Origin of the sequence: Paenibacillus sp. 7541, assembly GCF_002276395.1 — a bacterium.
GTDB lineage: Bacteria > Bacillota > Bacilli > Paenibacillales > Paenibacillaceae > Paenibacillus_AQ > Paenibacillus_AQ campinasensis.
Genome location: NZ_NQLZ01000005.1, coordinates 283,245 through 304,847 on the forward strand (window position 1 = coordinate 283,245; position 21,603 = coordinate 304,847).

At 51.3% G+C, this 21,603-nt stretch carries 19 protein-coding genes; 16 read left to right on the forward strand and 3 right to left on the reverse strand.

Going from position 1 to position 21,603, the window contains the following annotated elements; translation table 11 throughout:
* Positions 1-273 precede the first annotated feature (273 nt).
* Positions 274-921: a YhcN/YlaJ family sporulation lipoprotein gene (locus CHH75_RS03530; protein WP_095263215.1), complete on the reverse strand. Its 648-nt coding sequence runs from the start codon at positions 919-921 to the stop codon at positions 274-276.
* Between the two features lie 116 nt (positions 922-1,037).
* On the opposite strand from CHH75_RS03530, the gene CHH75_RS03535 reads away from it, so the two are divergent.
* Entirely contained in the window at positions 1,038-2,372 is a 1,335-nt protein-coding gene (locus tag CHH75_RS03535; RefSeq protein WP_095263147.1) for a PhoH family protein, read from the forward strand.
* Between the two features lie 165 nt (positions 2,373-2,537).
* Positions 2,538-3,761 carry an extracellular solute-binding protein gene (locus CHH75_RS03540; protein WP_095263148.1) on the forward strand — a complete coding sequence of 408 codons (1,224 nt, stop codon included), beginning with the start codon at positions 2,538-2,540 and terminating at the stop codon, positions 3,759-3,761.
* A 9-nt stretch (positions 3,762-3,770) separates the two neighbouring features.
* On the opposite strand, the gene CHH75_RS03545 is transcribed toward CHH75_RS03540, so the two are convergent.
* Positions 3,771-4,871, reverse strand: a complete 1,101-nt coding sequence (locus tag CHH75_RS03545; protein ID WP_230875542.1) for a coiled-coil domain-containing protein — start codon at positions 4,869-4,871, stop codon at positions 3,771-3,773.
* A gap of 250 nt (positions 4,872-5,121) precedes the next feature.
* Positions 5,122-5,358 carry a DUF2626 domain-containing protein gene (locus tag CHH75_RS03550; protein WP_095263150.1) on the reverse strand — a complete coding sequence of 79 codons (237 nt, stop codon included), beginning with the start codon at positions 5,356-5,358 and terminating at the stop codon, positions 5,122-5,124.
* A 346-nt stretch (positions 5,359-5,704) separates the two neighbouring features.
* On the opposite strand from CHH75_RS03550, the gene CHH75_RS03555 reads away from it, so the two are divergent.
* The 14 genes from CHH75_RS03555 (at position 5,705) to CHH75_RS03620 (ending at position 21,517) form a co-directional block, all read left to right on the forward strand.
* Entirely contained in the window at positions 5,705-6,355 is a 651-nt protein-coding gene (locus CHH75_RS03555) for an RsfA family transcriptional regulator (protein WP_095263151.1), read from the forward strand.
* 169 nt (positions 6,356-6,524) lie between these two features.
* Complete coding sequence (locus CHH75_RS03560; RefSeq protein ID WP_244908049.1) at positions 6,525-7,511, forward strand: ketopantoate reductase family protein; 987 nt, start codon at positions 6,525-6,527, stop codon at positions 7,509-7,511.
* A 12-nt stretch (positions 7,512-7,523) separates the two neighbouring features.
* The gene (locus CHH75_RS03565; protein ID WP_095263152.1) at positions 7,524-7,916 is read left to right on the forward strand and encodes a DUF3397 family protein; all 393 of its coding nucleotides are present in this window, start codon (positions 7,524-7,526) and stop codon (positions 7,914-7,916) included.
* Positions 7,917-8,059: 143 nt separating this feature from the next.
* Positions 8,060-9,721, forward strand: a complete 1,662-nt coding sequence (locus tag CHH75_RS03570) for a peptide ABC transporter substrate-binding protein (protein ID WP_095263153.1) — start codon at positions 8,060-8,062, stop codon at positions 9,719-9,721.
* 230 nt (positions 9,722-9,951) lie between these two features.
* Positions 9,952-10,884 carry an ABC transporter permease gene (locus tag CHH75_RS03575; RefSeq protein ID WP_095263154.1) on the forward strand — a complete coding sequence of 311 codons (933 nt, stop codon included), beginning with the start codon at positions 9,952-9,954 and terminating at the stop codon, positions 10,882-10,884.
* Positions 10,885-10,886: 2 nt separating this feature from the next.
* Entirely contained in the window at positions 10,887-11,837 is a 951-nt protein-coding gene (locus tag CHH75_RS03580; protein ID WP_095263155.1) for an ABC transporter permease, read from the forward strand.
* 13 nt (positions 11,838-11,850) lie between these two features.
* The gene (locus tag CHH75_RS03585) at positions 11,851-12,846 is read left to right on the forward strand and encodes an ABC transporter ATP-binding protein (protein ID WP_095263156.1); all 996 of its coding nucleotides are present in this window, start codon (positions 11,851-11,853) and stop codon (positions 12,844-12,846) included.
* Positions 12,843-13,781, forward strand: a complete 939-nt coding sequence (locus CHH75_RS03590; protein ID WP_095263157.1) for an ABC transporter ATP-binding protein — start codon at positions 12,843-12,845, stop codon at positions 13,779-13,781. The genes CHH75_RS03585 and CHH75_RS03590 overlap by 4 nt, the downstream gene beginning before the upstream one ends.
* Before the next feature lie 308 nt (positions 13,782-14,089).
* A complete protein-coding gene (gene bshC, locus CHH75_RS03595) occupies positions 14,090-15,721 on the forward strand; it encodes a bacillithiol biosynthesis cysteine-adding enzyme BshC (protein ID WP_095263158.1) in 1,632 nt (543 codons plus the stop codon).
* Positions 15,722-15,754: 33 nt separating this feature from the next.
* A complete protein-coding gene (locus tag CHH75_RS03600; protein WP_095263159.1) occupies positions 15,755-17,023 on the forward strand; it encodes an adenosylhomocysteinase in 1,269 nt (422 codons plus the stop codon).
* A 216-nt stretch (positions 17,024-17,239) separates the two neighbouring features.
* Positions 17,240-17,677 carry a division/cell wall cluster transcriptional repressor MraZ gene (gene mraZ, locus CHH75_RS03605; RefSeq protein WP_095263160.1) on the forward strand — a complete coding sequence of 146 codons (438 nt, stop codon included), beginning with the start codon at positions 17,240-17,242 and terminating at the stop codon, positions 17,675-17,677.
* An 82-nt stretch (positions 17,678-17,759) separates the two neighbouring features.
* Entirely contained in the window at positions 17,760-18,725 is a 966-nt protein-coding gene (rsmH, locus tag CHH75_RS03610; RefSeq protein ID WP_095263161.1) for a 16S rRNA (cytosine(1402)-N(4))-methyltransferase RsmH, read from the forward strand.
* Between the two features lie 85 nt (positions 18,726-18,810).
* The gene (locus tag CHH75_RS03615; RefSeq protein WP_095263162.1) at positions 18,811-19,221 is read left to right on the forward strand and encodes a cell division protein FtsL; all 411 of its coding nucleotides are present in this window, start codon (positions 18,811-18,813) and stop codon (positions 19,219-19,221) included.
* Between the two features lie 16 nt (positions 19,222-19,237).
* Positions 19,238-21,517 (forward strand): penicillin-binding transpeptidase domain-containing protein, encoded by a 2,280-nt coding sequence (locus tag CHH75_RS03620; protein WP_095263163.1) that lies wholly within the window; start codon positions 19,238-19,240, stop codon positions 21,515-21,517.
* Positions 21,518-21,603: the final 86 nt, after the last annotated feature.

Here is a 21,603-nt window from a genome sequence, read left to right on the forward strand (position 1 = left end):
ACGCCCATTCCTGGTTAGCAGTGCTGACTGATCCTAGTCTTGCTCCACATGGGGAGGACAATGCCTGCATTTTCGACAACCGTGACCTTGTCGACGACGAGGCTATTTGCTCCGTCAACGTACGAGATTACGACACGGGCAGCTTCCGTCCGGTAATCGCTTCTGGTCGGATGTCTGTTTATGGTCATACACAAAGCCCAGTGATAGCTCACTGGGCTTTTTTTGTATGGAATATGTGGGAAATTGGCAAAACCCGTCAGCATTTGATGGCTGTTATTGTCCCCGGTTGCCGGGTGCCCTTTGGCCTTGATTATGCTGGTGGCGGGGCGCAGCAGGCGTGTTCGCCCTCGGCTCCATCGTTTGTGGCACCTCGCCGCCAGTCTCGCCGCCAGTCTCGTCGTTGCCTGGAGCTACATCTCTAGGAAGCTGGGGAACAATACGGCCTACGATATCCGCGAGCTCGGCAGCGAGCCCGGAGATGGGGTTCCCTTCCTGGATATGCCGATTCAAATCGGCAATGCGGTTGTTCAGATCAAGATCAGCGGTAACGAGCGCATTAGCTCCGGCCGGATCTTTTCTGAGCGCCTCGGCTACGGTGTATTTGATCGTCCCGACATCCGCGCGATCAAGACTGCCATCCACATTGACACCAACGACAGCGGTATTGCCCATGACGACACAGTTCGCACTGTTCACTCCTGGAACTTTCTCTGCGATAGCCTTCAAGTGACTGGCAGTAGCTTGGTTCACTTGACCCTGCTCGGGCGCGGCATTATTGGTATTTGGATTTGTATTCTCATTCACATTCTGAACTCTGGCACCGTTTTGTTGATTACGAGGAGAGGGTGATGCGTTATTATGGGCCGGAGCGCAGCCGGCAAGCAACACAACCGTGAGCATAATGCAAATCGCAGTTCTCATAGGTTTGATCTGTCCTTTCGTGGTCATATTCACTGATGTCACCAAGTCACTAAGCTTATTATGTCCGGGATGGAAAGGTTTATGTGTACCTGATGAAGGAGCAGTGGAGGGATAAGATGAAAAAAATATTTGTGCTGGATACGAACGTACTGCTGCATGATCCCCAATCGATTTATGCCTTCGAAGAACATGAAGTGGTCATTCCTGCTATCGTCCTCGAGGAGATCGATTCGAAGAAGCGCCATGCCGATGAAATCGGCCGGAACGCCCGCCAGGTGTCCCGGCTGCTGGACGGGTTGAGAGAGCATGGTCATCTTCATGACGGGGTGCCTATGGAGAACGGAGGGCTGCTCAAAGTTGAACTTAATCATCGCAGCTTCGTCAGGGTACAGGAATTGTTCAGTGAAGCCTCGAATGATAATCGTATCCTGGCGGTCGCATTGAACTATAAGCTGGAGGAGGACGAGAAGGCGGGAGACGGCAGACCGGTCGTTCTTGTGAGCAAGGATGTTCTTGTCCGAATCAAGGCTGATGTGCTCGGTCTGGATGCGCAGGATTACTTGTCTGACCGGACGGCGGATCCAAGCGAGCTGTTTCCAGGCTATACGACCTTGAAGGTGCATCCGGCTGTCATTGATGAGTTTTACAGCTACCGTTATCTTCCGGTTCAACCCTTGCAGCTGTCCTACTCGCTGTATCCGCATGAATTTGTCATATTGAAAGATGAGATGGGGAGTGGTAAATCCGCTTTGCTCCGAGTCAATGAAGATGCAACGAGACTGGAGCCGCTCTATCTAAGCAATGAGCCGGTATGGGGCATCAGCGCGCGCAACGCGCAGCAGCGGATGGCGCTGGAACTGCTTCTCAATGATGACATTCCCCTCGTGACCATCACCGGAAAGGCAGGAACGGGGAAAACATTGCTCGCGCTTGCTGCAGGCCTGTCGAAGGTGGAGGATGAGCACAAATATAAAAAACTTCTGATCGCGCGTCCCGTCGTTCCGATGGGCAAGGATATCGGTTATTTACCAGGGGAGAAGGACGAGAAGCTAAGACCCTGGATGCAGCCGATTTACGATAATCTGGAATACCTGTTTGATACTAAAAAAGCTGGAGATATCGATAAAATTTTGATGGGGCTTGGAAGCATCCAGGTCGAGGCACTGACTTATATTCGGGGGCGCTCGATTCCCGGGCAATTTATTATCGTGGATGAGGCCCAGAATCTGTCCCGGCATGAGGTGAAAACGATCGTATCCCGGGCCGGAGAAGGCAGTAAGGTCATCCTGATGGGCGATCCAGAACAGATAGACCATCCTTATCTGGATGCGGTGAGCAACGGCCTTACTTACGTTGTTGAACGATTTAAGCAGGAGGGATTGAGCGGTCACATCACGCTAACCAAAGGTGAGCGCTCGAAGCTGGCCCAGTTGGCGGCTGATCTGCTCTAACCTGTATGTTATTTCCCGAGAAATGAATCATGGATGTCCCGGCAGCAGCTGTTAGTCTGCTCCCGGACATCCTTTTTCTTTTGGATATCTTAAAAAAAGATAGGACAGCAGCACTAGGAGTTTGGTAAAATAATTGCATGTACCCCAAAGGAGTGAAGATGGGATATGAAGCGGAAAAATTACTGGTTCCTGTTTGCCATATTGCTGCTGTCATTAACGAGTCTATCTCCCGGAAATGACTTCACTCACAACCCTCGCAGAGACTTGCCTGGGGATGAACCGGTACCTCCAAGACAGCAGCCGGAAACTGTAGAGGATAACTTGGGACCGATCCAGGTTGGGGTTTCCCTTTCTCACGACGAATGGGAACAGCTGTCGGAACTGAACGACACCTTTATAGAGACCACCGGAGCGGAGGTCGAACTCGTTCCTCTCGATCCGGAAGACTTGACGATCGAAGCCTTTATGAGCAATCGTGCCTTGAATGAAGGGCCTGATGTTTATTTAATGGACAGTCACTTCATTAAAACGCTTGCAAAGAATGGATACTTGCTTCCTGCGGATGCTTTCCAGGGCATCGTAACCGATGGTGAAATTCTCAATGGATTGATGCCGCCGCTGGCCTGGAACGGCTATCACTGGGGAATGCCTTTTGATATAAATCCTTATATGCTGGTTTGGGAACCGGACAAGCTGCCGGATGCGATGCCGCTCCCGGATGAGCGCAAGGCGTGGCAAGAGCTGCATGATAAAGTGGAGCTACCCGTCTTTTTCATGAATGCGGAAGATCCGTATGCATTTGGAGCGGTTGTACAGCTATTGGATGGAGAGCCTGGCAGACCAGATGCCGAGGTACTGAACTGGCTATCTGACCGTGAGGGGACCTGGGTGCTGCTGGAGAGAGATACGGAGATGGACGCGAATGAGCCTCCCGATGATGCTGCACAGCTCGAAGCGCTTGTCGAGATAACGGCCTATTCCGAGGTTCGCAATCGACAGCAGGAAGGGATCGATACAGCGCTTATCCTGAACAGTCATGCCGAGCAGCCGGTGATCCATACGAGATCGTTTGCAATAGCGGCCCATACAGCCTCACCTTCACTTTCCAGGAAATGGATTACATATATGACATCTAAAGAATCCCAGCGGGCCTGGACCGCCGCCGCCGGGACATTGCCCGTAGTATCAGAGCTGTACGATCCCGGAGCTGTCAGGACAGATCCATGGCGGCTCCACATGCACAATCTGCTGGAGCAAAAAGAAGCCGCGGCCCTGGATTTTGGACGGGAAGGATCGTTCCCTGACTATGCCAAATCCGTCTCGCAGCTGCTTATGGGAGAAATGGATGCCGAGCAGTTTACCGAACGCTATTCGGATGAACAGCCCTGACATGGGCAACTAAAGATCAAGCTCCATTCTGACAATGAGCCGCTGATCCGAACTGCTGACTTCCGTTGCTTTCAGAAATGAAATGAGCTGTTTGGGGTAAAAATTCATATCGAATTCGTCCTGGAGCGACCTCCGGGTAGTGTCGGGAAGCTCAAGACGATTGAATACGAGCCGCTCGACTTCGAACATAATGGCGTTCTGCGGTTCATCTACAACAGAATAACGGCCTTCAATCAGCAAGGACAGGTTGCCGCTCTCACCGGATGCGATGACTTTGCCATCCTCAAACCGGAAGGCAAACGTTTCAAATAACTTGTCCTCAGAACGAAGAAATCCATTCAGATCATCCTCATGTATGTTAATGGTGTACACCTTCCCATTGGTGCTGAGGATGTTTTTGCTGCCCTGAATAAATCCCGGCAAATTCTCCATGGCACTCGCCAGCGCTTGGAAATGCCGCTTCACTTCGTACAAGCCAACATTTTCCCAGTACAGCGTAAATTCATGGATCAGCGCCCGCATAGCCTCAGGATTACCGCTGGTATTCAATGCGCCGTCCACCTGCTGCTGCAGGGCAAGAACCCGCTCCCGCTGCTGGAGAAGGCTGTCCTTCACTTGGGCAAGTTCCGCCGCATTTCGTTCAGCACTTGCGCGTGATGCTTGCAGCTCCCGATACTGCTGATTATACGATTGAAGCACTTGCTGGTCATTCTGGATAATCATATCGTAAAAGTCCAATATTCTGAAAAATCCGGATAAGCTTTGCGCTGAGAGCAGCATGACCAGCAGATGATCGCGTTCCCCCATATAATACGCTCGAAGCACCGCATCCGCCCGGTCCCTTCGCTCATCGATCCGCTCCTCCAGAACGGTGATCCGTTCCCGAAGCTGGCGCTGGGTCACTTCAAGCTCCTGCTGCCTGGCCGTAATTCGCTCGATCTCATGATCGATTTCAACGATAGAGAGGCTATCCTCCAGTATTTTGCGAGCTTCTTCCGAATCCGGCATTATCGGTTCCTGGACCGAATAGGACACGGGTGCCGTCAGGGTGCTGACGAATAGGATGATAACGAGCAGGAACGGAAGGAAACGATATTTAATTCGTGTCATCAAAACAGGTGCCCCCCTGATTGTTAGGTATGTCGAAAGGAATCCGTCCGCTATCCCTTCATCTCAACCAATATATGATGATATAGGCTGAAATATTTAAAAAAAGCGATACGGCAGCTCAAGCGCCGATCGCTTTTTTTAATGGTGCTTTTATTGCTGAAGCGTTTACTTAGAACGACAGGCGCTCCCTTGTGCGAGGACTTTCAGTTTGTCCATTCTTCACGAGCGGATGGCCTTGCTGTCTAAGCCATTAAAGTGGTTTGCCCATATGGAAGACCGTCCAGTAGCTGAAACCGGTGAAGGTCACGATCATATAAGCCCAGAAGAGAAGAATGTAGGTTCTCTCCGTAAATTTCAGATACCCCAAAATTACAAAAAATGCGGTCTGCAGGAAGAAAAGCAGAGCCATCTCGACAAGATCCCCGGCAAAGGCCATTAAACCAATCGTAAGGGTGAAGAAGCCGAGAACTCGAAACATCCGTGCCACGATACCATCCTCCTCTCGTATGTACGCACATAATGCTGCTATGAACATTATAGCGTTATGGGAAAATCGTGTAAATGTTTAACTGGAGATATTTCTGTGATTTTTTACACACCATGTACAGCAGCTGCTGAAAATGCTTCCATCTTCAATGCTTGTTCCGATTTCCCCTTATAGGAGTATGATCTGTAATCAAAATGGAAATACATTTTAGTATCAAATAGATTCTATGAACTCTATGAGAGGCATAGGAATGAAATAAGCAGTTTTTATACCCTATTCAGTTCGCCGATGTTAACGGTAATGAAGACGGTTATTTTAAAGGATGTCGTTAGGAGGGTTTTATGGTATGTCAGCAGTGAGACAGGATGCATGGAGCGCAGAGGATGATCTGATATTGGCAGAGGTGACCCTGCGCCATATTCGCGAGGGCAGCACCCAGTTAGCTGCTTTCGAAGAAGTAGGCGAACGCATTGGCCGAACATCGGCTGCGTGCGGATTCCGCTGGAACAGCTGTGTCCGCAAAAAATATGAGGATGCCATCAGTTTGGCAAAATCTCAGCGCCAGAAAAAGAGCTATTACAAAAAGCAGTCCCAAACAAGCGGTGCACAAGTGGCCGGTTTGACTGCGCCTGAGCTGGACCAGGAGTTATACAAAAGCGAAGGTGCAAGTGAAGAAACGCTTTCCATTGATGCGGTCATCCGATTCCTGCGTCAGTTCAAGGGCGGATTCCAGGAGACTTCCCGTCAGTTCAAATTGATGGAGAAGAGCCTCCGGGAGAAGGATGAGGAAATTGCAAGACTGCGCAGTGAAAATGAGCGGCTGCTCAAAGAAGTGAGTGAAGTGAAGACAGACTATCATGTGGTCAACGATGACTATAAGGCATTGATTCAAATTATGGACCGGGCTCGTAGACTAGCTTTTTTGAACGAGGAAGACGAGGAGCTGAAAACCCGGTTCAAGATGGATGCAAACGGAAACCTGGAGCGGATCGAATAAGAAGGCTCCACGTTTGAAGCGATAGCCCATGCAAGGGGATGTTGTCATGTCCTCTGCATGGGTTATTTGCGTTTCATGATACCGGTTCTGATATATACTAGAACATAGGATTTGGCAACCATCGAGACAAGGTTCTCAGTTCAAGATTATACAGGGGGAACATAGCCATATGGAAAACGGGGGATCGGAATTGGACATTCAGATGATTGGAGCAGGCTCTCTTGGACTGTTATATGCAGGCAAATTAGCCGCCAGCGGGGCCAAGGTGACCTTGTGGTGCCGGAGCGACGAACAGGCAGCCGCTATTCATTCGTCCGGCATCACCATCCACCATAGCGATGGGGGAGAGCTGCATATCCCGCCTGGTGTAGTCCAGGCGCATCCGCTCTCGGAGTTTCACGAGGAAGCTGGAGCCGCGGCGGATTATCTGGTGCTGATGGTGAAGCAGCAAGGGATTGAGGATTTGGTGGAGCGGGTGTTTATCCCGTATGGGAGGAGTATTCAGCGCTGTGTATGCTTCCAGAACGGGACGGGCCATCTGGAGCTGCTTCAGCAGCATCTTCCTTCCGGCGCGATATATGCGGCGATTACCACCGAGGGCGCGAAGCGAATCGGGCCCCGGGAGGTGCTTCACGCCGGAAGCGGGACAACGACGATCGGCCCCTATAACACCGAAGGCATGCCGGAGTCAGGACAAAAGTCAGCATCGCGGGAAATTTCCGACATTAGACTGATTGAGCTGCTGAACAGAGCAGGATTTAAGACTTATTTGTCGAATGAAATTTATACTGCAATTTATCGGAAGCTGATGATCAATGCTGTGATCAATCCTTTAACGGCATTGTGGCGCATTCCTAATGGCGCCTTGCTTGACGATCCCATGCGCATTCAACTCATGAAAGAGCTATTCGACGAAGCATGCGCCGTATATGATGCTGCGGGCATTTCAAGGGAGGATCATCTGTGGGATCAGATCGTGGGCGTATGCCGGATGACTTCGACTAACACATCCTCCATGCTAAAGGATGTGCTGGAGGGGCGTGCAACCGAAATTTCCTGGATTAACGGGAGCATCGTTCGATTGGGGCAGAGACATGGTGTAGCGGCTCCGAAGCATGAACTGCTGTGCAGGCTTATTGAGGGGACAACCAAATAAGGAGGTCTGTGGATGGGGTTTCTGCTAACGATATTCAATACAATGAGCCTTATTCCGGTCATTCCGTTCGGGCTGGTGTATTTTCTGGCCGTAAGATGGGGGAAAGATCGGAAGCAGGCTGTAAAGCTGGCGATGGATGTCACGACGCTATTTTTACTATTTTCCGTCTCCGCGCTGTTTAACAATACGTTTCAATCCAGGTTTGGCTTTTATTTAATCCTGCTTGTGCTGCTCATTGCTGTTGGACTGATTGGCAGCGCCCAGACGCGGTGGAAAGGAAAAGTGGATGTCAGGCGGCTTGTGCGGGTCGTGTGGAGACTGGCTTTTGTAGCGATGAGTTTTTGTTATGTTGTTTTTACTTTTTTTGGATTGATCACATACATAATCAGAGTCATGTATGCCTAATATAATAGCGTGAAATGACAGTCAAATCTTCCTGTTCATCATGGACAGGAAGATTTTTCAATTCCAAGAATGTGGATTTTTATTGACCACTGGTTGTATAATCGGTTAGCATGTACCTTTAAATCTATGAGGAGGAACGCAAGATGAGGAAACACAAAAAACTTCTGCTGCTTATGACGCTGATTCTTGCCTTCAGTTCAGTGTTGGCGGCATGTGGAGCTAACAACAATAACGAGAGTGCCAACAATGGGGACGCTGGTAAACCGAAAGATCAAGTCTTTCGCATGAACCTGGCCTCTGAACCTCCGACATTGGATCCGGGACTTTCCCAGGACAACACTTCTAATACAATCATCAACGCTGTATTTGAAGGACTGGTACGCAAAGGTGAAGACGGAACCGAATTGCCTGGCGTTGCCGAAAGTTGGGACATCTCCGAGGATGGATTGAAATATGTGTTCCATCTGCGCCAGGACGCCAAATGGAGCAATGGCGACCCTGTAACGGCCAATGATTTCGAGTACGCTTGGAAGCGGGTATTGGATCCGAATCTGACGCCTGCATCTCCATATACGTATCAGCTGTACTACATTAAGAACGCAGAGGCTTATAACGGAGGCGACATTAAGGACGCGAGCGAGGTCGGTGTCAAAGCGACGGACGATTACACCCTTGAGGTAACGCTTGAGAACCCGACGCCTTATTTCCTGAGTCTGATGTCGTTCCAAACGTACTTCCCGGTCCACAGCTCGATTGAAGGCAATCCGCAGTGGGCTACTAAGCCGGATACGCTTATTGGGAACGGACCTTTCAAAGTGTCGCAAATGGTCAAAGGACAAAAGATTGAACTTGTCAAAAACGATCAGTATTGGGACACCGAATCGATCAAGCTGGAGAAAGTGGAGATGAGCATTGTGAACAGTGCCGCCACGGAGCTTGCCAGCTACCGGAATAATGAGCTTGACTACGCAGGTCATCCTACAGGAAACATTCCTACTGACCAATTGAACGCCGTCAAGAACGAGCTTGGGGATCAACTGGAGATCAAAGGGATTGCGACCACATACTACTATGTGTTTAATACAACGGAAGAGCCGTTCAACAATGTGAACATCCGTAAAGCTTTCTCGATGGCCATTGACCGCAACGCGATTGTAGAGAAAATTACGCAGGGCGGACAGCTGCCTGCTTTCGGTTTTGTGCCTCCTGGCATCAAGGGGGAGAATGACGAATATCGCAACGAAGTTTCCGATGCTTATTTCGAGGATAACCTGGAGGAAGCGAAGAAGCTGCTCGAGCAAGGAATGAGTGAAGAAGGTTACACGACATTGCCTGAAGTAACGATCATTCATAACTCGGATGACAACCACAAACGGATTGCCCTTGCGATCGCGGATATGTGGAAAAATAATCTGGGTGCCAATGTGAAGGTACAGAATCAGGAGTGGGGCGTGTTCCTTAAAAACCGGGATGACCTGAACTATCAGGTTGCACGTTCTGGCTGGGGCGCCGACTACAATGACCCGATGTCGTTCATCGATATGTGGGTATCGAATAGCGGAAACAACGACGCTGGCTTCAATAATGAAGAATATGATCAGCTGGTAAGAGGAGCTTACACGACCAACGATAATGCAGAGCGTATGGAGCTGATGGCTCAAGCTGAGAAAATTCTCGTTGAGGAGAATCAAGTCATCATGCCGATTTACTACTACTCCAGCGTATCTTTGATCAAGCCATGGGTGAAAAACCTGCACATTGATTACAAAGGCGACATCGATTTCACGCGCGCTTACATTGAGTAGTTCTCTGCTTGTGATGCTGTAATCTAATCTTTCGGGATATATATACGGGTCGTTTCCCAACCCCAATATATATCCCGATTTTTTGTATGGCCACAGGATTTCCAAATCCTGTTTTTGCTGGTGGAAGTTTATGCGTGCTAAGGTTCGCCAGGAAGACTACAATGAAATAGTTGAACTGGCTTGCAACATACTTGGTGTAGAACATCATGATCAGGGGGTTAGTTGAAGAAATGCTGAGGTATGTGGCGAGTAAGTTTTTTTATATGCTTGTATCGTTGTTCATACTGATCTCAGCCACTTTTTTTCTTATGAAGGCCATACCGGGAGATCCCTTTATGGGGGAGAAGAAGCCGTCACCGGAAATATTGGCAAGGCTGATGGAGCAGTATGATTTAGATAAACCGGTATTTCAACAATATACGAAATATCTGAGCAATATTATTCAAGGTGATTTTGGCCTGTCCATGAAACATCAAGGGCAGTATGTCACCGACATCATCGTCGAAACTTTCGGACCATCGCTGCGGCTGGGCCTGATCGCTATCATCGTCTCGGTAGTTATCGGAGTTCTGCTGGGGATGCTGGCCGCTTTATATCATCGCAAGCTGATCGATAATGTGGCGATGGTGCTGTCCGTGCTCGGCATTGCTGTGCCCAGCTTCGTGCTGGCCTCGCTCCTGCAGTATGTGCTGGCTGAAAAAGCGGGGCTGTTTAACGTCATGGGCTTTAACGGCCCGCTGGACTATGTGCTGCCTGTTATGGCGCTATCGGCGCAGCCGATCGCCTTTATCGCCCGTCTGACGCGCTCCAACATGCTTGAAGTGCTTCACTCGGATTATATTAAAACCGCCAAGGCCAAGGGCCTGAGCTGGTTTGCCATCATGTTCCGGCATGTGATCCGTAACGGTATTATGCCGGTCATCACGTATGTCGGGCCTATGACGGCCAACATCATTACTGGTTCGGTCGTGATCGAGCAAATTTTCGGTATCGGGGGCATCGGCAAACAGTTTGTCGAGAGCATTACGAACCGGGATTACACGGTCATTATGGGCATTACAATCTTTTACGGGATTCTGCTGATGCTTGCCCGCTTCATAACGGATATTGCGTATATGTTTGTTGACCCTCGCATCAAGCTGACCAGCAGGAAGGAGGGGTAAACATGGCGACAGAAAATAATATGGCGTATCCGGCCGGGCAGCAGCTGACACCCGAGGATTTCAAGAAAATCGGTCCGGATGAGAAGCAGTCCGAAGTCATTCAGCGCGAAAGCGTGTCCTCCTGGCGGGATGCCTGGGAACGATTGCGTCAGAACAAGCTTGCCATGTCGAGTCTTGTCATTATGATACTGATCATTCTGATGGCTATTATCGGTCCAATGATCTCTAAATATGACTATGAAACGAATGATTTGCTCAATACGAACATGCCTCCTTCTTCGGAGCACTGGTTCGGTACGGATGATCTGGGGCGCGACGTATTCGTCCGGACATGGATGGGAGCCCGGATCTCGCTTACCGTTGGTCTCGCGGCTGCCGCGATCGACCTGCTTATCGGTGTCATCTACGGGGGGATTATGGGATACTTCGGCGGACGTGTGGATGAGTTCATGAACAAGTTTGCTGAAATTTTGTATTCGATCCCGTATCTTCTCGTGACGATTCTGCTGCTCGTTGTGTTCGAGCCGAGTCTAGGGACGATTATATTAGCCTTGACCATTACAGGCTGGATAAATATGTCCTGGATCGTCCGCGGGGAAATTATGCAACTCAAGAGCCGGGAATTCGTGCTCGCATCCCGTTCGATGGGAGCCAGCGCACCAAGACTATTGTTCCGTCATCTGATTCCTAACGCGATGGGACCCATCATCGTGACATTGACGCTGTCTGTTCCAAGCGCCATCTTCGCGGAAGCGTTCCTGAGCTTCCTCGGACTCGGTGTACAGGCGCCGGTAGCATCCTGGGGCTCCATGATCAACGACGCCCTGTCCGGCTGGATGTATTATCCATGGCGGATGCTGTTCCCGGCATTATTCATCAGTTTGACCATGCTTGCATTCAACATTTTCGGTGACGGTCTTCGTGACGCACTGGATCCGAAATTGAAAAAATAGGAGGTGGGAAGGTATGGAACCGATCTTGCAGGTGAATGACCTGAGCGTATCGTTTCGTGTTCGCGGCGGCGAAGTACAGGCTGTGCGCGGCGTGAATTTTGAAATCGGCAAAGGGGAGACGGTTGCCATTGTCGGTGAGTCCGGAAGCGGTAAAAGTGTCACCGCCCAGACCATCATGCGTCTGATTCCGTCCCCGCCCTCAGAGATCAAGAAAGGGGAGGTTATCTTCCAAGGAGAGAACCTGCTCAAGAAAACGAATAAACAGATGGAGGCGATTCGCGGCAAGGACATCGGCATGATATTCCAGGACCCGATGACATCGCTGAATCCGACCATCAAGATCGGCAAGCAGATTACCGAAGTGCTGGAAAAGCACCAGGGCATGAGCTTCAAGGAAGCGAAGAAAGAAGCGATTGAAATGCTCAAGCTTGTCGGTATTAAAAATCCGGAAGAGCGCTTCAACCAATACCCGCATGAATTCTCGGGCGGTATGCGTCAGCGGGCCATGATTGCGATTGCGCTGGCCTGCAAACCGTCGCTGCTGATTGCCGATGAGCCGACAACAGCGCTGGATGTTACCATCCAGGCGCAAATTATGGATGTCATGAAGGACATGCAGCAGCGTCTAGGCACATCCATCATTCTGATCACACATGATCTGGGCGTTGTAGCGGGCATGTGTGACCGGGTGATCGTCATGTATGCAGGGGAAGTGGTCGAGACCGGCACGAAGTGGGAAATATTCAAAAATCCGCAGCATCCGTATACGAAGGGATTGCTTCGTTCGATGCCGCGCCTCGATCAGAAGAAGGGCGAGCCGCTCATTCCGATCGTCGGCACGCCGCCGGACCTGATTAAACCGCCGGTAGGCTGCCCGTTCAGCGCGCGCTGTGAAGAGGCGATGCGAATATGCGAACGGATCGATCCGGGAGCCACTGAGTTCAGCGACACCCATATGGCTCGATGCTGGAATCTGCATCCGATGGCGAAGGAGGCACAGTCGTCATGAAGGACAACCATCTCATTGAAGTTGCAGGACTGAAGAAATACTTTAATGTAGGGAAAGGCAATGTTCTTAAAGCGGTGGATAATCTGAATTTCTACATCCGCGAGGGAGAGACGCTCGGGATGGTCGGGGAATCCGGCTGCGGCAAATCTACGGCTGGACGGACGATTCTCCGCCTCTACGAACCAACTGCCGGATCCGTAAAGTTTAACGGGACCGATATTTACAAGCTGTCCCCCAAGAAGATGAAGGCGATGCGCCGGGATATGCAGATGATATTCCAGGATCCTTATGCTTCGCTGAATCCGAGATTCACAGTGTCGGATATTATCGGAGAGGCATTGGACATTCACGGCATGGCCGGCAGCCGCGCCGAACGCAAGAAACGGGTTGAAGAGCTGCTGGATATGGTTGGCCTGAACAGCGACCATGCCTCGCGCTATCCACATGAATTCTCCGGCGGACAGCGTCAGCGGATCGGGATTGCCCGGGCGCTGGCAGTCAATCCGAAGTTTATTATATGTGACGAGCCGATTTCGGCGCTGGACGTATCGATTCAAGCGCAGGTTGTAAACCTGCTGAAGGATTTGCAGGACCGTCTCGGCCTGACTTATCTGTTCATTGCCCATGATCTGTCCATGGTCAAGCATATCAGCGACCGGGTAGCCGTAATGTATTTAGGCAAAATGGTTGAGCTTGCGGACAGCGAGGAGCTGTACGCCAATCCGATTCACCCGTACACGAAGACGCTGCTGTCTGCTATTCCGATTCCGGACCCCGAAATCGAGGCGAACAAGCAGCGGCTGAGAATGGAGCATGATGGCCAAGGGCCAATCACTGCAGCGAAGGGCGAGGACGGGACCGTTCAGCTACACGAGGCGGACAGCGAGCTGGTTGAAGTGTCGAAGGGACACTGGGTATCCAAAGCTTTCGCATAAGCTCTGAGACCGAGCTCTACCAGCGATCGTCAATCCTGAAAATCCGAAGTATGATCAACAGCCGCAGGCTTGTATGCCGGCGGCTGTTGTTTTCCTTTGACGGAGAACGCCATCATTCGGTACAATCAAGAAAGGCTTCATAAGTCTAGAATGCTATAAATTGCAGAGCCTGCCCGTCCGATATAGGGGAATCATACCGTCAGACGTCAAAGGGAAGGGCGCAAGTATAGTTCCACATACATATTCGATATGGCTATACCTGTATACATTTATGGATGCTGCGATATAGAGAATAGGAGGCATACTTCATGAATATCGTTCCGGATCCTTTATCCGGCGGATCACGTCTTGCCCAGGCATATATTCATCGTTATGACAGCGTTAGCGGCTTTTACGGTGAAGATTACCGCAGCAGCGACGGCTATGAACGGAGAGCGGCATGGCTGGATCAATCCGAAGCCAAACGCATCTCCAGAGCGGCTGTGGTGGACTGTCTACGCACCTATAATCATAAGTTTAATGCCCATCCAGCGGTGGATAAGGCATTGGATGCGCTGGGCCAACCGGAGACACTTGCCATTGTAGGCGGACAGCAGAGCGGACTGCTTACAGGACCGATCCTTGTCATCTATAAAGCGGTGACTATCATTCAGGCTGCCTCAGATGCTGCCAAAAGGCTCAACCGTCCGGTGGTTCCTGTGTTCTGGATCGCCGGCGAGGATCATGACTGGGATGAGGTGAATCACGCCTATTTCCCGACCCGCGATCTCGATATAGCCAAAATCAAGCTGGACCCGAGAGAAAAGCTTCGCACCTCTGTAAGTTATACCGAAGTGAACGAAGAGGAGTGGGAGCTCCAGCTTCAAGGGCTGCGTGAGCTATTGCCGGACAGCCCGAGCAAGGCGGAGCTGCTTGAGCTGGCCCGCACGGCATTCAGCGGCTCCCGCAATTTGAGCGAAGGCTTCGCCAAGCTGCTGGGCGCGATGTTTGGCAAGCACGGACTCATTCTTCTTGATTCTGCGGACCCGAATCTTCGCGCTTTGGAAGTTCCCGTGTTCGAAGCGATCATCAACAACAACGAGGCTCTGGGACTTTCGTACCAGCAGATGGCCCGCGATATCGAGGGTGCAGGATTTGAAGTTCAGGCCGATGTTCCGGAGAATGGAGCCAATCTGTTCTACCTTCACGAAGGCATGCGTCTGCTCCTGTACCGGGAAGGCGACAGGTTCGTCGACCGGAAGGGATGGATTCAATTATCGCGTGATGAGCTGCTGCGCGAGCTGCACGAGCATCCTGCCAGATTCAGCAACAATGTGCTGACAAGGCCGCTTATGCAGGATTCGCTGCTGCCGGTGCTGGGGACGGTACTGGGGATGGGCGAAATTTCGTATTGGGCCATCACCCGCGGTGCTTTTGCGGAAATGGGGCTTCAGATGCCGCTCATATTGCCGAGAATGTCGTTTACATTGCTGGATGATACGGTGCATAAACATATGGATAAGTATGCGCTGTCGTTCCAGGACGTACAGCATCATCTGGAGGAGAAGCGGCAGGCCTGGCTCGACAGTCAGGATGAACTCAATCTGGAGGAGCGGTTCGGTCAGACCAAGGCTGCGTTCGAACAGCTGTATCAGCCATTGATCGAAGATCTTGGCAAGCTGCAATCGGGATTGGTGAAGCTCGGATCGACCAATAAGGATAAAATACTGAAGCAGATGGACTATCTGCTGCGCAAATCGCAAGAAGCACTCGAGCAGCAGCATGAGGCTGCTCTGCGGCAATGGCAGGCTATCGGGCAGAGCCTGATGCCGCTGGGAAGACCGCAGGAGCGGGTGTATAACATTTTCCATTATATGAACCGCTACGGTATGGACCTGATTGACCGGCTGATGGAAATTCCGTATGAGGCATCAGGCACGCACCGTTTGATTCACGTATAATAAAACCAATAACCATTTATTAGGAGGTAAGTGATGACTTCATCCTCGATTCAAAACAGCAGCATTACCGATTTGAAATTGGCCCCGGAAGGCCATCTGAAAATTGATTGGGTAAAGGCGCACATGCCGGTACTGAACCGCGTGCGCGAGCAGTTTGAACGTGAACAGCCTTTCAAGGGGCTCAAGGTGGCGATCTCTCTTCATCTTGAAGCGAAAACGGCGTACCTGGCCAAGGTCGTTAAGGCTGGCGGAGCCGAAGTGACCATTACCGGCAGCAATCCGCTGTCCACTCAGGATGACGTTTGTGCCGCTCTGGTGGAGGATGGCATTACCGTCTTTGCAAAATACAACCCCTCCCCGGAGGAGTACAAGGAGCATCTCATTAAAACGTTGGAAACGAAGCCTGATCTCATCATTGATGATGGCGGCGATCTGGTCACCATTCTTCATGCTGAGCGCCCCGAGCTGCTGGAAGGCATCCGCGGCGGAGCGGAGGAAACAACGACCGGGATTCTGCGACTAAAGTCCCTGGAGAAGGATGGGGCGCTCAAGTTCCCGATGATCGCGGTCAACGACGCGTATTGCAAATATTTGTTTGACAACCGCTACGGCACGGGGCAATCGGTCTGGGACGGCATTAACCGGACGACCAATCTCGTCGTGGCAGGCAAGACGGTTGTCGTTGTCGGATACGGATGGTGCGGCAAAGGCGTGGCCATGAGAGCGAAAGGGCTGGGCGCGAATGTGATCGTCACCGAGGTGGATGCGATTAAAGCGGTTGAAGCTTATATGGATGGCTTCCAAGTGATGCCGATGCGCGAGGCCGCCAAGCTGGGCGACTTTTTCGTAACGGTGACAGGCAATCGCGATGTGATCAGCGGCGCCGACTTCGATGTGATGAAGGACGGGGCTATTCTGTCCAATGCCGGGCACTTCGATGTGGAAGTGAGCAAGCCGGATCTGATGGAGCGCGCACAGTCCGTTCGGACCGTTCGCCGCAACATTGAGGAATACCAGCTGAAGGATGGCCGCAAAATCTATCTTCTGGCCGAGGGGCGTCTGGTCAATCTTGCCGCTGGCGACGGGCATCCGGCCGAAATTATGGATATGACGTTTGCGCTGCAGGCCTTGTCGCTGAAATATGTGAACGAGCAATACGAAACCATTGGCAGCCGTGTCGTGAACGTACCCTATGAAATTGACGAGCAGGTGGCGAGATACAAGCTGGAAAGTCTAGGAATCGGCATCGACCAGTTGAGCGATGAGCAAAAAGCTTATCTGGACAGCTGGGCACAGCATTAATCTGCGGCATATTTGGAAAAGAACGGTTCATAACAAACCTCCTTCCATTCCCGTCAGTGGATGTTAGGAGGTTTTTTTGCGCGCTTTTTTTGAAAAAATGCCCAAAAAAACAAAATGGGTCTTAAAGGTGTTTGATTCTTGACGTCGAATCTATTATTCTAAAGTGGAGGAAAGTGGTGCAAAGTGGGGATTCGGGGTTAAGGAGTGGAGTGCCTGATGTTTATGGGGGAGTTTCAGCATAGCATCGATGACAAGGGGCGGATCATTATCCCCGCCAAATTTCGTGAACTCCTTGGCATTTCCTTTGTCGTTACCCGAGGCCTCGACCAATGTCTCTTTGTATACCCTACTGAAGAATGGGCTGTTATGGAACAGAAGCTCAAATCCCTCCCACTGATGAAGTCTGATGCCAGAGCGTTTACCCGGTTTTTTTTCTCGGGAGCAACAGAATGCGAATTGGATAAGCAGGGAAGGGTAAACTTGCCGGCAAATTTGCGAGAGTTCGCCAAGCTGGAGAAAGAATGCGTCGTGATCGGCGTTTCGAACCGGGTGGAGATCTGGAGCAAGGAACAATGGCAGAAGTATTATGAGCAGTCGGAAGAAGCGTTTAATGATATCGCCGAGAAGCTGGTCGATTTCGACTTCGATCTGTAGCTGTCGGTGAAGCTTCCGTTCTACGCTCGCAAGGAATCTATGATTACATGACAAACGTTAAAAGCAATGGAGGGCGCAGACTTTGTTTCATCACATCACGGTGCTTAAAGAAGAAGCGACAGACGGGCTGCGCATCAAACCAGACGGTATATATGTTGACTGTACGCTCGGCGGTGCGGGGCACAGCTCCCTGATCGCCTCGAGGCTAAGCTCTGAGGGCCGGTTAATTGCGTTTGACCAGGATGACTGGGCGCATGAGAATGCGCAGAAGGTGCTGGAACCTTACGCGGATCGGGTTACCCTTGTCAAAGCCAATTTTCGTGACTTGGAGGAGGTGCTCCGGCGCGAAGTAAGGGCAGACGTGAACGGGCAGCCGCGGGTTGACGGCATACTGTTTGATTTGGGCGTATCCTCACCGCAATTTGACGAAGGGGAGAGAGGCTTCAGCTACAATCACGATGCGCCGCTCGATATGCGGATGGATCAATCGGCGGAATTAACCGCTGCCGAGATTGTAAATGAGTGGCCTGAGCAGGAGATTGCCCGGATTCTCTATGAATACGGTGAAGAGAAGTTCTCGCGGCGAATTGCCAGAGTCATTGCGGATAGACGGGTACAGCGACCTATTCAAACGACGGGGGAACTCGTCGATTTGATAAAAGAAGGCATTCCGGCCGCTGCCCGCAGAACGGGCGGACATCCGGCCAAGCGCAGCTTCCAGGCGCTGCGGATTGCGGTCAACGATGAGCTTGGCGCTTTCGAGGATGCGCTGCACCAAGCAGTTAGGTGTCTGGCGCCGGGCGGAAGAGTGTCGGTCATTACGTTCCACTCGCTGGAGGACCGGATCTGCAAACAGATTTTTAACAGCTATATTCCTAAATGCACTTGTCCACCGGATTTCCCGATGTGCGTCTGCGGGGGCGGGCAAGGCGACCTGAAACTGGTCAATCGAAAGCCGATTATTCCTTCGCAGGAGGAGATTGGCAGCAATCCAAGAGCGCGTTCGGCCAAGCTTCGAATCGCAGAAAAGTTGCAGCAACCAACTTAACCGTTCAAAGGGATTATGCACTAACCAAGAGCAGCTCTACCAGCAATGTTGCAAATCCTGAAACTAAGACAAAGGAGAATCAGCCATGGCATACACGCGCGGCAATCTGGCCGTTCAGGAGAGACAGAAGGAAGCGCAATCCACATATCTCGAGAAGACCAAAGTCATCAAACGCCGATCCCAGCTGCCTCAAAAAGAAAAGCTGCTGTATTTGTTGTCCGTGGTGTTGGTTGTCGCTGTCATGGGCGTGATCGGCATGAGGCATGTTCATTCCTATGACCTGAACCGTCAAATTCAGAGAACAGAGGCTGAGATCCGTACAGCTCAGAGAGAAATCGATCTGCTTCAGGTGAAGAAACAAACGCTGGAGATGGAAATTTTGGATAAAGCCAAGGAACTCGGCTACGTTCCGATTGAGGACCATAACGCGATCCATGTGCAGCCTTCTGCGGGAACGAGAGGGACACAAGGGCCGCTACCAGGGCAAAATGACTAAAGTGTGAGGTTTTTCGATGGTAAAAAAAATCAAACTGCGCACCGTGTTCATAGGGGGATGTATTATCCTCTTTTTTGCTTTATTGATTGGTCGGGTGTTTTATCTGCAGGTTATTGACAATGATTTTTGGCGGGAGAAGGCCTTAACTTATTGGTCGCGCCAGCAGCCGCTGCCTGCCAATCGCGGTACGATCATGGACCGGGACGGCGACGTTCTGTCCATGGATGCGCCAGCGTATACGGTCGTTGTCAATCCGAAGGTCATTCAGACGAATGGACTGGAGGATAAGGTGGTTTCCGGTCTTCATGAAATCCTCGGCAAGGATGAAGGCGAGCTTCGCGAATTGGTAAGAGCCCAGGATGACAAGGGGGAATACTTGATCAACCGCGAAGTGCGAAATGAAGGCTTGAAGATTGACCAGGATACTAAGCTGGAGGTCGAGGCGTTCTCTGAGAGTCTCAAGCAGGAGCTCCGGGACGAAGGCAAAACGCCGGATTCGGGCATCGGCTTCATCAATGAGAAGAAGCGTTTCTATCCGAAAGGCTCTCTTGCTGCCCATGTGCTTGGATATATCGACAGGGAAGGCAAGGCAGTCGGCGGGGTCGAATCCTATTACAATGAGCTGCTGCAAGGCAAGGACGGTTTTGCTGCTTACAAGAGTGACAAGAAGGGAATTAAGCTTCCGAGTGAGGATGACTTATACCAACCTGCCATTAATGGGAAAAATTTAGTACTGACGATTGATGATACGATCCAGTATTATATCGAAGATGCCATGCGCGAGGCCTATGAGCAGTACAAGCCCCAGAGCATCACGGTCATTGCGGCAAACCCGAACACGATGGAGATTCTCGGCATGGCCAACCTGCCGACCTTTGACCCGAATACATACTGGGATGTGCCGAATGTCGGCAACTTCTTCAATCATGCGGTCGGTTCAGTGTACGAGCCGGGCTCCACCTTTAAAATTGTAACACTGGCCAGCGCCGTGCAGGAAAAGCTGTTTAACCCGAACGCCTATTATGAATCCGGTTCGATCAAGGCGGGAGGCAGAACCCACTACGACATCAGGCGGCACTGGGGAACGATCAGCTACCTCGAAGGGGTGAAGCGATCGAGCAACGTGGCCTTTGTCAAGCTGGGCTACGAAATGCTTGGTGCCGAAAGGCTGACCAACTACATTCGCGAGTTTGGATTTACGGAAAAATCGGGCATTGATCTGCCTGCGGAATCTCTCGGCATCATCCATATGAATAATGATTCGGATATTTCAACGCTGACTTACGGCTATGCAGTATCGGTTACGCCGATTCAGCAGATCGCGGCGATTTCCGCCGTGGCTAACGGCGGCAAGCTGCTGAAGCCGTATATGGTGAAGGAGATTCAGGATCCGAATACCGGTGAAACACAGAAGATCGAGCCTGAGGTAATCCGGGAAATCATCACCCCGGAAACGGCGAGAGAAACCGGAACATATCTGGAGCAAGTCGTTGCCGATCAGGTCAACGGTTCCGGCAGACTCGCTTATATCGATGGATACCGTGTAGCAGGCAAAACCGGTACGGCGATTAAATCGACCGGAGGCTACCGCGACCGGACGAAGCAGGTGTCTTCTTTCGTCGGATATGCCCCGGTGGATGATCCGAAGATTGCCGTCATCGTCATCATTGACGAACCGAAGGAAGAGGTCGGCGGCGGCGCGGCTGCTGCCCCGGTGTTCCAAAAGATCGTCTCGCAAACGCTCAGCTATTGGGGCATTCCCAAATCGCAGCAGGATACTGACAACAGCAAGGGGAACGCGCCGAAGGCGAAGGATGCAGCGGCTGAGGTTCGAATGACCTCTCCGGATCTAAGCGGTATGAGAATCAGTGAAGTGAAGGATAAACTGCTCCAGGACGGCTTCGCCTTTGAGGTGCTCGGCAGCGGGAATACGGTGAAGGGACAGTATCCTGCCCCGGGAGCGGTAATGACTTCCGGACAGCGTGTCTATGTGCTGACCGAGGACGACCATGCAATGACGATTCCGAATCTGCATGGTGAATCGCTGCGGGACGCGATGGAGGTGCTCACCTTGATGAAGGTGAGAGTCATTGTCCAGGGCGAGGGCTATGTCACCAAGCAGGTGGAGAGCTCAGAGAATGGGCAGCGCACGGTAACGCTGACTTTGAGAACGGCGGAAGAAATGCTGACCGGCGCAACCGATTCGGAGGAAGAGGAACCCGAAACTCCGGATGAAGAGGCTGAATCGGATGGCAGCGCGGAGACCGACTCGGCGGATGCTGAAGGGCAGGGTTAGCGAGGTCAGCAACGAGGAATAGCTTGTTCTATCCCCGGCTTGTACCGAATACTCATGAGATAAACACCAGTTCATGGGTTTACAGG

Excerpts from the sequence above, each read along its gene's own strand:
- CHH75_RS03620 (WP_095263163.1), top strand. The coding sequence starts at position 19,238 with ATGGTAAAAAAAATCAAACTGCGCACCGTGTTCATAGGGGGATGTATT.
- CHH75_RS03560 (WP_244908049.1), top strand. The coding sequence starts at position 6,525 with ATGGAAAACGGGGGATCGGAATTGGACATTCAGATGATTGGAGCAGGC.
- CHH75_RS03600 (WP_095263159.1), top strand. The coding sequence starts at position 15,755 with ATGACTTCATCCTCGATTCAAAACAGCAGCATTACCGATTTGAAATTG.
- CHH75_RS03565 (WP_095263152.1), top strand. The coding sequence starts at position 7,524 with ATGGGGTTTCTGCTAACGATATTCAATACAATGAGCCTTATTCCGGTC.
- CHH75_RS03535 (WP_095263147.1), top strand. The coding sequence starts at position 1,038 with ATGAAAAAAATATTTGTGCTGGATACGAACGTACTGCTGCATGATCCC.
- CHH75_RS03615 (WP_095263162.1), top strand. The coding sequence starts at position 18,811 with ATGGCATACACGCGCGGCAATCTGGCCGTTCAGGAGAGACAGAAGGAA.
- CHH75_RS03530 (WP_095263215.1), bottom strand. The coding sequence starts at position 921 with ATGAGAACTGCGATTTGCATTATGCTCACGGTTGTGTTGCTTGCCGGC.
- CHH75_RS03545 (WP_230875542.1), bottom strand. The coding sequence starts at position 4,871 with ATGACACGAATTAAATATCGTTTCCTTCCGTTCCTGCTCGTTATCATC.
- CHH75_RS03570 (WP_095263153.1), top strand. The coding sequence starts at position 8,060 with ATGAGGAAACACAAAAAACTTCTGCTGCTTATGACGCTGATTCTTGCC.
- CHH75_RS03540 (WP_095263148.1), top strand. The coding sequence starts at position 2,538 with ATGAAGCGGAAAAATTACTGGTTCCTGTTTGCCATATTGCTGCTGTCA.
- mraZ (WP_095263160.1), top strand. The coding sequence starts at position 17,240 with ATGTTTATGGGGGAGTTTCAGCATAGCATCGATGACAAGGGGCGGATC.
- CHH75_RS03590 (WP_095263157.1), top strand. The coding sequence starts at position 12,843 with ATGAAGGACAACCATCTCATTGAAGTTGCAGGACTGAAGAAATACTTT.
- bshC (WP_095263158.1), top strand. The coding sequence starts at position 14,090 with ATGAATATCGTTCCGGATCCTTTATCCGGCGGATCACGTCTTGCCCAG.
- CHH75_RS03585 (WP_095263156.1), top strand. The coding sequence starts at position 11,851 with ATGGAACCGATCTTGCAGGTGAATGACCTGAGCGTATCGTTTCGTGTT.
- CHH75_RS03575 (WP_095263154.1), top strand. The coding sequence starts at position 9,952 with ATGCTGAGGTATGTGGCGAGTAAGTTTTTTTATATGCTTGTATCGTTG.
- CHH75_RS03580 (WP_095263155.1), top strand. The coding sequence starts at position 10,887 with ATGGCGACAGAAAATAATATGGCGTATCCGGCCGGGCAGCAGCTGACA.
- CHH75_RS03555 (WP_095263151.1), top strand. The coding sequence starts at position 5,705 with ATGTCAGCAGTGAGACAGGATGCATGGAGCGCAGAGGATGATCTGATA.